Genomic DNA, 11,985 nt, shown 5'->3' with positions numbered 1-11,985 from the left:
CGCGATGACGATCTTCAAGGAGAAACTCGACGAGGAGTACCTCACCGTCTCGCAGACGAAGCGGCTCCTGCTCGAAGTCGAGGACGACCGCGCGACCGACGAGGACCGCGAGATGCGCTACGAGCTTGCGCGCGCGGTCGAGCACGTCAACCGCTTCGCGTTCCTCGACGCCGACGAGTCGCTGGAGCTGGTCGAGGAGCTGCTCGAGCTGGAGAAGGTGGACGAGCCGCAGGCGTACAAGATCGCGGACCTGCTCCCGCGCGACCGCGCGGAGCTTCGCTCCGTGTACGCACAGGAGCGGTACGCGCTCGACGGCGACGAGCTCGACGAGATACTGAACGTCGTCGCGAAGTACGCCTGACCACGCCCGCTGACTCGGCGCATCCCCGCCGCGTCGTGCCCGGCATCCGACGGCGGCGACGACCTTTTATCACGACCGACGACTTACGCCGAGGCATGACTCACGCACACGACGGCGGACCCGACGGCGAGCCCCCCGATGGCGACGCGGTCACCGACGGCGGCGAGGTCGACGACGACCCCGCTGCGGCCGACGCGGACGCGGGAGGCGACGCGGCTGACGCGGGCGAGGACGAAGACGCTGTGCACGCGATCGTCCTCGAGTTCCTTCCGCACGGCCGCGCCGACGACGACCGCCCCCAACACCGACGCACGCCGGTCGCGTACGCGCTCGGCGACCGCGACTTCCGGCTGTTCGAGTTCCAACTGAGCGAGGACGCCGAGTTCGGCATCGGCGACCGCGTCCGCGTCGATCCCGACACGGCCTCCGGGATCGAGCGCGTCCGCGACGTGGGCTACGACGACCTGAATCGGGGCGCGCGCCAGGAGTTGGAGTACGTCGTCTCCGAGGTCATCGCGGCCGACGAGCGACGCTTCGTCGACTTCTTCAACGACGCCGAACCGATCTCGTTGCGCCTCCACCAGCTGAATCTCCTCCCCGGGATCGGCAAGAAGCTCCGAAACAACGTCCTCGACGCGCGAAAGCGCGGCCCGTTCGAGTCGTTCGAGGACCTGAGCGAGCGCGTCTCGGGGCTCCACGACCCACAGGAGACGCTCGCCGAGCGCGTGCTCGAGGAGTTACGCGACGACGACCTGAAGTACCGGATCTTCGTCGGCGTGGACGCGCCGACCGCGAACAAGGGCTGACCGGTCGGCGACCGGGCGGGGCGACGACCGAGCCGTGGCCGCGCCGCGAGCGCGACTCCGACCGCGCCGGCGACTCGGCCGTGATGGACGGATTTACACCCGCCGGTTTCCAACCCCGAGCAATGACTGACGCCGACTCCCGGTCTCGCGACCCGGACGACCTCCGTCGGCGCGCGGGCGTCCGGGGGGACCCCGACCGCGACCAGCACTTCCTCGTGGACGACCGCGTCCTCGACCGGCTGCCGGGCTACCTCCCCGACGACGCCGACCGCTCGCACCTGCTTGAGATCGGCGGCGGCACCGGCGCGCTCACCGACCGACTGCTCGCCGCGGGCGAGCGCGTGACCGTCGTCGAGCGCGACCGCGACCTGGCGGCGTTCCTGCGCGAGGAGTTCGCCGACGCCGTCGCGGACGACCGACTCGAGGTCGTCTCGGGCGACGCCCTCGGTGTGGCGCTTCCGGAGTTCACCGCCTCCGTGTCGAACCTCCCGTACGGCGTCTCCTCGGAGATCGCGTTTCGACTCCTCCCGCTCGGGCGGCCGCTGGTGTTGATGTTCCAGGCGGAGTTCGCCGACCGGATGGTCGCCGAGCCGGGGACCCCCGAGTACGGCCGGCTGTCGGTGTCGACTCAGCACTACGCCGACGCCGAGATCGTCGAGTGTATCCCGCCGGAAGCGTTCGACCCGCAACCCCGCGTCGACAGCGCGGTCGTCCGCTGTCTCCCGCGGGACCCCGACTACACCATCGGCGACGAGGCGTTCTTCCTCCGGTTCGTGAAGGCGCTGTTCACCCAGCGACGCAAGACGGTCCGCAACGCGATCAGGAACACGGCGCACATCTCGGGGCTGGCCGACGCCGACGCCGTCGTCGCGGCCGCCGACGAGGACCTCCTCGCGCGCCGACCGGGCGACCTCCCGCCGGCGTCGTTCGCGGCGCTGGCGGAGTTGGCTCGCGAGACGACCGAGATCGGCCCGGGACAGTGACGCAGTCGACTCCCACCCCCTCGCCCACGCCCTCGCCTACGCCGGTCGGTGGAACCGCCACGCCGGCCGTTCCCGGCGGCGACGCGACCGCCGCGGCGCTGACCGACCTCGTCACGTGGATCCAGTCGCTCGTCGCGACCACCGGCGCGCAGATCCTCGTCACCGCCCTCGCGGCGCTGGTGTTGGCGGCGCTCGTCGTCGGCGTCCGTCGGGCCGGCCCGCTCCTCAAGGACCGCCTCGACGACCGCGACCTGCTCGTCGAATCGGCCCAGGCGGTCGTCGTCACGTCGTCCATCGCGGCGTTCGGCCTGTTCGTGATCGTCGTCTGGCGGGGCGTGTCGCTCGTCGGAACCGCGCTCCCCGAAGAGATATTCACGGGCCGCAACGTCGCGCGGGCGGTGCTGACGTTCGGTATTCTCGCGGGCGCGACGCTTCTCACCCGCCTCACGAAACGGACCATCAGGAAGGTCGGGCGGCAGCGCAGCGCGCTGTCGGATCACCAAAGCGAGATCGCCCACCACGTGGTCCAGGTGACCGTGTACGCGATCGCGCTGATGGTCGTGTTCGCCGTCTGGGGCGTCAACCCCGGAAGCCTCCTCGTCGGTGCCGGCTTCGCCGGCATCGTCCTCGGCCTCGCGGCCAGACAGACGCTCGGGGCCGTGCTCGCGGGCTTCGTCGTCCTGTTCTCGCGGCCGTTCGAGCTGGGCGACTGGGTCGTCATCGGCGACCAGGAGGGCGTCGTCACCGACATCACGATCGTCAACACCCAGATCCGAACCTTCGACGACGAGTACGTGATGATCCCCAACGATCTCGTCACCGACACCGACGTCGTGAACCGCTCGCGCAGGGGACGACTCCGGCTCAATCTCGACGTCGGGGTCGACTACGCGGCCGACGTGGACGAGGCGATCGAGATCGCCGAGGAAGCGATGACGGACATCGATCTCGTGCTGTCGGCTCCGGACCCACACGTCGTACTCACCGGCTTCGACGACGACGCCGTCGGTCTGCGACTGCGCTTCTACATCGACAACCCAAGCGCCAGGAAGATGTGGAAGGCGCGCACCCGGGTCACCCTCGCGGTCAAGCGCGCGTTCGACGAGTCGGGCATCGAGATCCCGTTCCCCCAGCGCGAACTGTCTGCGCGTCCCGGGACGGACGGACTCCGGGTCGCCGCCGGCGACGAACCGATCGACCCCGACGGCGAGGCCGGGGGCGAGGCCGGAGGCGACTCCGACACCGCGACCGACGACGGCGGTACCGACGGGTCGGACGATGCCTGACGGGGACCGCCGTGGAGACGGCGACGGGAGCGGTGACGGGGTCGGCGACGACGTCGACGGCGACGACACCCGCGACGCGCTCGCCGAGCGCCGCGGACTGGACGCACCGGTGTACGAACCGGCCGAGGACTCGGGCCTGCTCGCCGAGGCCGCCGTCGAGCACGCCCGCGGCGTGACCCTGGAGGTCGGAACCGGATCCGGGTGGGTCGCAGAGCGGGTCGCCGCCGACGGCGACGCCGACCGCGTGATCGGCAGCGACGTGAACCCCCACGCCACGGAGCGGGCTCGCGGCCGGGGCGTCGAGGCCGTTCGCGGGGACCTCCTCGCACCGTTCGGCGACGGCGCGCTCGACGCGGTGCTGTTCAATCCGCCGTACCTCCCGACGGACCCGGACAACGAGTGGGACGACTGGCAGGAGGTCGCGCTGTCGGGCGGCGAGACCGGTCGAGCGCTGATCGAACCGTTCCTCGACGACCTCCCGCGCGCGCTCGCGCCCGGCGGCGTCGCCCTGCTGCTCGTCTCTTCGCTGACGGGGTTCCCCGAGGTGGTCGAGTACGCCGTCGACCGCGGTCTCAACGCGGAAACCGTAGCCGAGGAGTCGTATCCGTTCGAGACGCTGTCGATCCTCGCGCTTCGCCACCGGGAGTGACTCCGACAGCGCGGCCGTGACCGCGAGAGGAGATTACTCTAAAGCATCAATACGAACGACAAGTATTATGCTTCGGTATTTCGTACGCTCTACCGATGACTGACGTAGTCGCCACCACGCCGGGGCTGTATCCGCTCCCGGACTGGGCGAAGGGCGAACTCTCCGACCTGAAGGGGCACCAGAAACACGACCTCATCGACGGCGACGAGGGCGCGGCGATCGCCGAGGCGTACGACGACGTGCGCGCCGAGTTCGTCGCCGACCAGCGCGAGGCCGGAGTCGACCGGATCGTCGAAGGTCAGGGCCGGTGGGACGACATGCTCGCGCACCCGCTGACCGTCCACGACAACGTGGAGACCGGCGGGATCGTCCGCTACTACGACAACAACAACTTCTATCGCGACCCGCGAGTCGTCGGCGAGCTGACCGCCTCCGGCGACGTGGCCGAGGAACTGACCGCGGCGGCGGACCTCGCGGGCGACGACGACGCGCTCCAGGCCGTTCTCCCGGGTCCGTACACCCTCGCCGACCTGGCGAGCGACGAGCACTACGGCGACGCGGCGGAGTTCCTCGACGCGGTCGGCGACTTCCTCGCCGACGAGGTCGAGGCGTTCCCCGCCCACGAGACGCTGTTCCTGCTCGAGCCCTCCTACGTGACGAACGCCCCGGACGACGACCTGAACGAACTGGCGAGCGAGACGATCGACCGCGTCGCGGGCGCGACCGACGCCGACGTGGTCGTCCACACGTACTGGGAGGCGTTCGAGGAGACGGCGTACGCCCACCTCATGGACGCCGGCGTCGACGCCGTCGGCTTCGACTTCGTCGCCGCCGACCGGGAGGCGAACCTGGAGTGCATCAACGAACTGGGCACGGCCGACGACATCGCGCTCGGCCTCGTCGACGGGCAGAACACGCTCGTCGAGGATCCGGAAACGGTCGCCGAGCGCGTCGACTGGGTCCGCGACCAGATCCCGGCCCAGGAGTTCGAGACGACGTACGTGACCACCAACACGGAGCCGTTCTACCTCCCGGTGAACAAGCATCAGGCGAAGCTGTCGGTGCTGGCGGAAGCGGCCGAGATCGCCGCCGGCGACGCCGACGCCGCGGAGACGGAGGTGGAGGCGTGAGTCGCAACCCGGAGAACCGCGAGCAGTTCCGCCCCGACGACCACGAGTCGGACCACTTCCTGCTCACGACGGTCGTCGGCTCGTACCCGAAGCCAAAGTGGCTGAATCGCGCCCGCGACCACTTCGAGGACGACGACCACTCCTTCGGCGACTCCGAGTGGGAGGAGGCCACCGACGACGCCTCTCGGGTCATCACACACGAGCACGAGCGCGCCGGCCTCGACACGGTCGTCGACGGCGAGATGCGCCGCGAGGAGATGGTCGAGTTCTTCGCCGAGCGCATCGACGGCTACGAGTTCAACGGCCCGGTGAAGGTGTGGGGCCACAACTACTTCGACAAGCCGTCGGTCGTCGAGGACGTCGAGTACGACGAGCCGTGGCTGGTCGACGAGTTCGAGTTCGTCGACGACGTTGCCAGCCGCCCGGTGAAGGTGCCGATCACCGGCCCGTACACGCTCGCGAACTGGGCGTTCAACGAGGCGTACGACGACGACGAGGAGTTGGCGTACGCCCTGGCCGATCTCGTGAACGAGGAGGTCGAGAAGCTCGTCGAGGCGGGCGCGCGCTACGTCCAGATCGACGAGCCCGCGCTGGCGACGACGCCCGACGATCACGCCATCGTCGGCGAGTGCCTGGAGCGCATCGTCAGCGACATCGACGACGAGGTCCGCATCGGCCTCCACGTCTGCTACGGCGACTACTCGCGCGTCTACCCCGAGGTCAACGAGTTCCCGATCGACGAGATCGACGTGGAGCTCGCGAACGACGACTACAAGCAGATCGGCGTGTTCGCCGACGGAAACTTCCAGCCGGACCTCGCGCTCGGCGTCGTCGACGCCCACGTCGCCGAGGTCGAGTCGGTCGAGGAGATCAAAGCGAACATCGAGCAGGGGCTGAAGGTGGTCCCGCCGGAGAAGCTCACCGTCAGCCCCGACTGCGGACTGAAGCTCCTGCCCCGCGAGGCCGCCTACGGCAAGATGGAGAACATGGTGCAGGCGGCCCGCGAGGTCGAGGCCGAACTCGACGCCGGCGAAATCGACGTGCCCGCGGTGGAAGACGCCGCGCCCGCCGACGACTGAGACGCCGACCGAGACGCCGACGGGAACGGGGACCGAGACGACCGGTCCCGGGTTCGGACTGTTGACTGCGGGAACGGCGGTTGCGGCCGCGATCACGGCGGCGCACCGTCGATCGTGAACTCACCCGACCTCCCGCTTTTCACCTCGCAACCGAAACCACGTCGCCGTGATCCGTTACGACCTGGACGGCGAGGTGGCGACGCTGACGTTCGACCGTCCCGAGAAGCGCAACGCCCTGACGCTCGACGGCCTCCGGGAGTTCCGCGAGGCGCTCGACCGCGGTGCCGAGGAGGCGCGCGCGGTCGTGCTCCGTGGAGCCGGCGAGGCGTTCTGCGCCGGCGACGACATCGCCTCCGTGGCGGGACTGGGCGAGGAGGTCGCGCCGGCGACGCTCGCCACCCGGCTGTACGACGCCCTGTTCGGTCCCGAGCAGGTCGAGGTGCCGGTGATCGCCGCCGTCGACGGCCCGGCCTACGGCGGCGGCTTCGAGGTCGTCGCCGCCGCGGATCTCGCGGTCGCGACCGCGGACGCGACGTTCGCGCTCCCGGAGGCGACGATCGGCGCGTATCCGCCGTACGCCGTCGCGCGCGTCGGCGAGGCGTGCGGCCGCAAGCGACTGCTCGAACTCGCGCTCACCGGCGACCCCATCGACGCCGAGACGGCCCGCAGTTGGGGGCTGTGCAACCGCGTCGTCGACGCGGACGACCCCGACGCCCTGAACGACGCCGTCGCGGGGCTGACCGAGTCTGTGTGTTCGGTCCCCGCTCCGTCGGTGGCGCTGGTGAAGCGGTACGTCCGGGCGGCGACCGCCGACGCCGACGAGCGCGCGCGGCTGGTCGAGGGGTTCTCGACGGTCGCCGACGAGCCCGAATGCCGCGCCGCGGCCGAGCGATTCCTCTCGGAGTGAGCGCGCGCGGACGCCGGTCGGAGCCGTCGGTGGGGCGGCCGTCCGCGACCGCGTCGCGACCGCGGCGACGCTCGACCCGTGGACTCATACCCCGGGGGCGACAACCGCAGGGGCATGAACTCCGAGGACACACCTCCGGCGCTCTCGCCGGCGGTCGAGTCCACCGCCGAGGACATCGCGACGATGGAGACGCGCGGCGCGGCGACCATCGCGGCCGCGGCCGCCGAGGCGCTGGCCGACCAGGCGCGCGCGGTCGACGCCGACGGTCCGGCGGCGTTCGAGCGGACGATGCGGCGCGCGGGCCGTCGGCTGTACGACACCCGCCCGACTGCCGTGTCGCTCCCGAACGCCCTCCGGTACACGCTGGGACGAATGGAAGGCGACGATGTCGAGGCGCTCCGGGAGTCCCTGCTGGCGGCGACGGCCGCGTTCACAGACCGACTCGACCGCGCGCAAAACGACCTCGGGCGCGTCGGCGCGAATCGCCTCCGCGACGGCGACACCGTGATGACGCACTGCCACTCGACGGACGCGCTCTCGTGCGTCGAGCACGCCGTCGCGCAGGGCAAGGAGCTCTCGGCGATCGTCAAGGAGACGCGCCCCCGGAACCAGGGGCACATCACCGCCGAGGCCCTGCGCGAGATGGGCGTCGACGTGACGCTCGTCGTCGACTCGGCGGCGCGTCGCTACCTCGACGAGGCCGATCACGTGCTCGTCGGCGCGGACTCGATCGCCGCCGACGGCGGCGTCGTCAACAAGATCGGCACCTCCGGGCTGGCTGTCAACGCCCGCGAGCGCGGCGTCCCGATCATGGTCGCCGCCCAGACGATCAAGCTCCATCCGGACACGCTCACCGGCCACACCGTCGAGATCGAGATGCGCGACGAGACCGAGGTGATCGACGACGACGCGCGCGACGCCATCGGCGACATCGATGTCCGCAACCCCGCGTTCGACGTGACGCCGCCGCGGTACGTCGACGCCATCGTCACCGAGTCCGGTCAGTTCCCGCCCGAGAGCATCGTCACCCTGATGCGCGAACTGTTCGGCGAGACCGCGGACCGGCCCTGGGAGCGGCCGGACGCCCGGGCGTCCGAACCCGGTTCGGACGCCGAGTCGGGCCCGGAGTCGAGGGCGGGATCCGGGGTAGAATCCGGGGCGGGGGACCGGGTCGAATGACCCGGGCGTCGGACCGACCGCGCGTCCTCTGTGCGGGACACGTGAACTGGGACGTGACGCTCATCGTCGACAGCCTGCCGGCACCGGACGGGGAGGTGAAGATCCGGCGTCGCCACCAGGCCGGCGGCGGGAGCGCCGCGAACGTCGCGGCCGCGTTGGCCGGACTGGACGCCGAGGCGTCGCTGTTCGGCTCCGTCGGCGACGACGAATCGGGACTGCTCGCGCGCCGCGAACTGACCGAGGCGGGCGTCACCGCCCACCTCGTCGAGGTCGACGGCGAGACGGCGGTCAAGTACCTGATCGTCGACGCCGACGGCGAGGTGATGGTGCTGTCGAACGAGGGGGCTAACGAGGCGTTCACCGCCGACGACCTCCCCGCGGGAGTGCTGACGACCGACACCGATCTGATCCACTTGACGAACCAGCCGCCGGCGGTGGCGGCGGCGCTGGCCCGGCGTGCACGGGAGGTCGGCGCGCTCGTCAGCTTCGCGCCGGGGCGGCGCTTCGCCGACCGCGACTTCTCGGCGACGCTCCCGCTTTCGGACCTGATCTTCTGTAACCGGCGCGAGGCGGCCGCCCTGCTCGATGAGGACGGGGACGGTGGCACGGGCGTCGCCGCGCTGCACGAGGACGCGGCGCTCGTCGTCACCCACGGCGCGGCGGGATCGGAGGTCCGCGACCGCGGAGCCGGACGGACCTACACGCACGACGGCTTCGCCACCGACGCCGTCGACACGACCGGCGCGGGCGACGCCTTCGCCGCGGGCTTCCTGTCGGCCCGACTCGACGGCGACGGCTACGAACGGGCGCTCTCCGTGGCAAACGCCTGTGGCGCGATCGCCGCCGGCGAGGTCGGCGCGCGCGTCGAGGTGACCTCCGAGCGCGTGGCCGCGTTCCTCGACGACGCCTGAGTTGGCTATCCGTGGCCTGTTACGGAACCCCTAAGGCCCACGTGGTCACACCTGACGGCAACGAATGACCGCTGCGCACCGAGGTGACCGGCCGTGACGATGGAGGACCGAATCGAGGAGCTCCGCGAGAAGCGCGCCGAGGCCCGGAAGGGCGGCGGCGAGGACCGGATCGAGGCCCAACACGAGAAGGGGAAGATGACCGCGCGCGAGCGGATCGACTACTTCCTCGACGACGACACCTTCCACGAGTTCGACCAGTTCCGCACCCACGACACCCACTCGTTCGGGATGGAGGAGAAGCAGATCCCGGGCGACGGCGTCGTGACGGGCTACGGCGAGGTGAACGGCCGCAAGACGTTCGTGTTCGCCCACGACTTCACCGTCTTCGGCGGCTCGCTGGGAGAGGTGTTCGCCGAGAAGGTGTGCAAGGTGATGGACAAGGCGATGGACGTGGGCGCGCCCGTCGTCGGCCTCAACGACTCCGCCGGCGCGCGGATCCAGGAGGGCGTCAGTTCGCTGGCCGGCTACGCGGAGATCTTCCGACGCAACACCGAGGCCTCCGGAGTGATCCCGCAGCTCTCGGGCATCATGGGGCCGTGTGCCGGCGGCGCTGTGTACTCGCCCGCCATCACGGACTTCACCTTCATGGTGAAAGAGTCCAGCCACATGTTCATCACCGGCCCGGAGGTCATCAAGACCGTCACGGGCGAGGAGGTGAGCTTCGAGGAACTGGGCGGCGCACAGACGCACGCCTCCACCTCCGGCGTCGCGCACTTCGCGGAGGAGTCCGAGGAGGAGGCGCTCGACGACATGCGTCGCCTGCTGTCGTACCTCCCGCAGAACAACGTCGAGGACCCGCCCAGGGTGGACCCGTGGGACGATCCCGACCGGCGCGACGACGAGCTGACCTCGATCGTCCCCGACGAGCCGCGCAAGCCGTACGACATCACGAACGTCGTCGACCGCGTCGTCGACGAGGGCTCCTTCTTCGAGACGCACGCGGACTTCGCGAAGAACATCGTCACCGGCTTCGCCCGGCTCGACGGCCGCTCGGTCGGCGTCGTCGCGAACCAGCCCCGCGTCAACGCCGGAACGCTCGACATCGAAGCCTCCGAGAAGGGCGCGCGGTTCGTCCGCTTCTGCGACGCGTTCAACCTCCCGATCGTCACCTTCGTCGACGTGCCCGGGTTCATGCCCGGCACCGATCAGGAGCACAACGGGATCATCCGCCACGGCGCGAAGCTGCTGTACGCCTACTCGGAGGCGACCGTCCCGCTCCTGACGGTGATCACGCGCAAGGCGTACGGCGGCGCGTACGACGTGATGGCCTCCAAGCACATCGGCGGCGACGTGAACTACGCGTGGCCGACCGCCGAGATCGCGGTCATGGGCCCCCAGGGGGCCGTGAACATCCTCTACGACGACGAACTCGCCGACGCCGACGACCCCGAGGCGAAGCGCGAGGAGCTGATCGACGAGTACCGCGAGGAGTTCGCGAACCCCTACACCGCCGCGGACAAGGGCTTTCTCGACGCCGTGATCGAACCGACGGAGACGCGTCCGCGGCTCATCGACGACCTGGAGATGCTCTCTTCGAAACGCGAATCGCTTCCGGACAAGAAGCACGGTAACATCCCGATCTGAGATGACCGACGACGATTCCCCGGTCGCCGAGCGCCTGACCGTCCCCGAGGACGCCGACGACGAGGAGGCGGCCGCGATACTCGCCGCCGTCGGCGCGCACGTCCGCGACGCCGAGGTCGCGGCCGCCGCCGCTGCGGACGACGCGGACGAGGCGGCGGACACGTGGGACGGCAAGCGCTGGGCGTTCGCCGGCCGACTCGAGGGCATCGGCGGTCGCGGCGCACGCGTTCCGCGGGGGGGCCCGACGGACGCGTGGACGGCAAGCGGGCGCACCGACCGGTTCTGACAGCCCGGGGCGACCTCTCTCCGCGTCGCTACCGCCCCGCGTACGCCGGGTCGTCCACGATCACGCCGTCGACACCGAGGGCGGCCACCCGGTCGAACGGCTCCGCCGATCTGAGGGTCCACGCGTTCACGTCTAGCCCGCGGTCGTGTGCCTCCGCGACGCGCGTGGGCCTCGAGAACAGGAGGTCGTATCGCGGGTGGACGTACTCCGCGTCCAGTTCCGTCGCGAGCGCCAGGGTGTCCTCCCACGCGTCCGGGTCCATCGTCACCGTCGCGATCGGGAGGCCGGACGCCGCCTGCGTCGCCCGGAGCGCCGCCGGAGAGAACGACGAGACGACCACCTCGTTGCCGACGCGGTCGGCCGCGTCCGCGACTGCTTCGGCCAGCCCCTCCTCCTTGAGTTCGACGTTTACCACGGTGTCCTCTGGAACCGCCGCCAGCGCCGCTGCGAGCGTGGGAACCGGCTCGTCCGAGTCGCCGACGCTGTACGCTCGAAGATCCGAGAGCGACAGGTCCGCGACCGCGCGCTCGACGCCGACGGTCCTGGCGAGCGTCTCGTCGTGGAGGACGACCGGCTCGCCGGAGCCGCACCGGCGAACGTCGAACTCGATCCAGTCGCAGCGGGCGCTCGCTTCGCCGAACGCGAGGGCGGTGTTCTCGGGGTACAGTTCCGGACAGCCGCGGTGGCCGACGACGCGCATACCACACGGTTCGATCGCGAGCACCATACGCTTCCGGCCCGTCGCGCGTGAACCCCCGCTTGCC

Annotated in this window: 12 protein-coding genes and 1 pseudogene; 12 read left to right on the top strand and 1 reads right to left on the bottom strand. The window is 70.6% G+C overall.

Annotation, left to right across the window (positions count from 1 at the left end; translation table 11 throughout):
• The first annotated feature begins 4 nt into the window (after positions 1-4).
• From Hbl1158_RS08400 to Hbl1158_RS08345, 12 genes and pseudogenes are all read left to right on the top strand, one after another.
• Positions 5-361 (top strand): RNA polymerase Rpb4 family protein, encoded by a 357-nt coding sequence (locus Hbl1158_RS08400; protein ID WP_234296386.1) that lies wholly within the window; start codon positions 5-7, stop codon positions 359-361.
• A 95-nt stretch (positions 362-456) separates the two neighbouring features.
• The gene (locus Hbl1158_RS08395) at positions 457-1,167 is read left to right on the top strand and encodes a DUF655 domain-containing protein (RefSeq protein ID WP_234296384.1); all 711 of its coding nucleotides are present in this window, start codon (positions 457-459) and stop codon (positions 1,165-1,167) included.
• 122 nt (positions 1,168-1,289) lie between these two features.
• The gene (locus Hbl1158_RS08390) at positions 1,290-2,150 is read left to right on the top strand and encodes a 16S ribosomal RNA methyltransferase A (protein WP_234296382.1); all 861 of its coding nucleotides are present in this window, start codon (positions 1,290-1,292) and stop codon (positions 2,148-2,150) included.
• The gene (locus Hbl1158_RS08385; RefSeq protein ID WP_234296375.1) at positions 2,147-3,436 is read left to right on the top strand and encodes a mechanosensitive ion channel family protein; all 1,290 of its coding nucleotides are present in this window, start codon (positions 2,147-2,149) and stop codon (positions 3,434-3,436) included. Before Hbl1158_RS08390 ends, Hbl1158_RS08385 begins: the two co-directional genes overlap by 4 nt.
• Positions 3,429-4,085 (top strand): HemK2/MTQ2 family protein methyltransferase, encoded by a 657-nt coding sequence (locus tag Hbl1158_RS08380; protein WP_234296373.1) that lies wholly within the window; start codon positions 3,429-3,431, stop codon positions 4,083-4,085. The genes Hbl1158_RS08385 and Hbl1158_RS08380 overlap by 8 nt, the downstream gene beginning before the upstream one ends.
• 95 nt (positions 4,086-4,180) lie before the next feature.
• Complete coding sequence (locus tag Hbl1158_RS08375; protein ID WP_234296371.1) at positions 4,181-5,215, top strand: 5-methyltetrahydropteroyltriglutamate--homocysteine methyltransferase; 1,035 nt, start codon at positions 4,181-4,183, stop codon at positions 5,213-5,215.
• Positions 5,212-6,294 carry a methionine synthase gene (locus Hbl1158_RS08370; RefSeq protein WP_234296369.1) on the top strand — a complete coding sequence of 361 codons (1,083 nt, stop codon included), beginning with the start codon at positions 5,212-5,214 and terminating at the stop codon, positions 6,292-6,294. The genes Hbl1158_RS08375 and Hbl1158_RS08370 overlap by 4 nt, the downstream gene beginning before the upstream one ends.
• 166 nt (positions 6,295-6,460) lie before the next feature.
• Positions 6,461-7,201 carry an enoyl-CoA hydratase/isomerase family protein gene (locus Hbl1158_RS08365; RefSeq protein ID WP_234296368.1) on the top strand — a complete coding sequence of 247 codons (741 nt, stop codon included), beginning with the start codon at positions 6,461-6,463 and terminating at the stop codon, positions 7,199-7,201.
• Between the two features lie 114 nt (positions 7,202-7,315).
• Positions 7,316-8,260: pseudogene (locus tag Hbl1158_RS08360) on the top strand (ribose 1,5-bisphosphate isomerase); the annotation flags it as partial.
• 116 nt (positions 8,261-8,376) lie between these two features.
• Positions 8,377-9,291 (top strand): carbohydrate kinase family protein, encoded by a 915-nt coding sequence (locus Hbl1158_RS08355; protein WP_234296362.1) that lies wholly within the window; start codon positions 8,377-8,379, stop codon positions 9,289-9,291.
• A 99-nt stretch (positions 9,292-9,390) separates the two neighbouring features.
• The gene (locus Hbl1158_RS08350; RefSeq protein ID WP_234299498.1) at positions 9,391-10,935 is read left to right on the top strand and encodes an acyl-CoA carboxylase subunit beta; all 1,545 of its coding nucleotides are present in this window, start codon (positions 9,391-9,393) and stop codon (positions 10,933-10,935) included.
• Position 10,936: 1 nt separating this feature from the next.
• Positions 10,937-11,221, top strand: coding sequence for an acc operon protein (locus Hbl1158_RS08345; protein WP_234296361.1), 285 nt, complete (start codon positions 10,937-10,939; stop codon positions 11,219-11,221).
• A gap of 28 nt (positions 11,222-11,249) precedes the next feature.
• On the opposite strand, the gene Hbl1158_RS08340 is transcribed toward Hbl1158_RS08345, so the two are convergent.
• Complete coding sequence (locus tag Hbl1158_RS08340; protein ID WP_234296359.1) at positions 11,250-11,921, bottom strand: glycerophosphodiester phosphodiesterase; 672 nt, start codon at positions 11,919-11,921, stop codon at positions 11,250-11,252.
• Between the last annotated feature and the right edge of the window lie 64 nt (positions 11,922-11,985).

It is taken from the genome of Halobaculum sp. CBA1158, from assembly GCF_021431925.1.
In the GTDB taxonomy this organism is placed as follows: Archaea; Halobacteriota; Halobacteria; order Halobacteriales; family Haloferacaceae; genus Halobaculum.
This window is presented reverse-complemented; position numbering and strand designations above follow the sequence as displayed.

Coding starts and splice junctions, on each gene's coding strand:
- Hbl1158_RS08375 (WP_234296371.1), top strand. CDS start 4,181: ATGACTGACGTAGTCGCCACCACGCCGGGGCTGTATCCGCTCCCGGAC.
- Hbl1158_RS08350 (WP_234299498.1), top strand. CDS start 9,391: ATGGAGGACCGAATCGAGGAGCTCCGCGAGAAGCGCGCCGAGGCCCGG.
- Hbl1158_RS08380 (WP_234296373.1), top strand. CDS start 3,429: ATGCCTGACGGGGACCGCCGTGGAGACGGCGACGGGAGCGGTGACGGG.
- Hbl1158_RS08355 (WP_234296362.1), top strand. CDS start 8,377: ATGACCCGGGCGTCGGACCGACCGCGCGTCCTCTGTGCGGGACACGTG.
- Hbl1158_RS08400 (WP_234296386.1), top strand. CDS start 5: ATGACGATCTTCAAGGAGAAACTCGACGAGGAGTACCTCACCGTCTCG.
- Hbl1158_RS08390 (WP_234296382.1), top strand. CDS start 1,290: ATGACTGACGCCGACTCCCGGTCTCGCGACCCGGACGACCTCCGTCGG.
- Hbl1158_RS08395 (WP_234296384.1), top strand. CDS start 457: ATGACTCACGCACACGACGGCGGACCCGACGGCGAGCCCCCCGATGGC.
- Hbl1158_RS08340 (WP_234296359.1), bottom strand. CDS start 11,921: ATGCGCGTCGTCGGCCACCGCGGCTGTCCGGAACTGTACCCCGAGAAC.
- Hbl1158_RS08345 (WP_234296361.1), top strand. CDS start 10,937: ATGACCGACGACGATTCCCCGGTCGCCGAGCGCCTGACCGTCCCCGAG.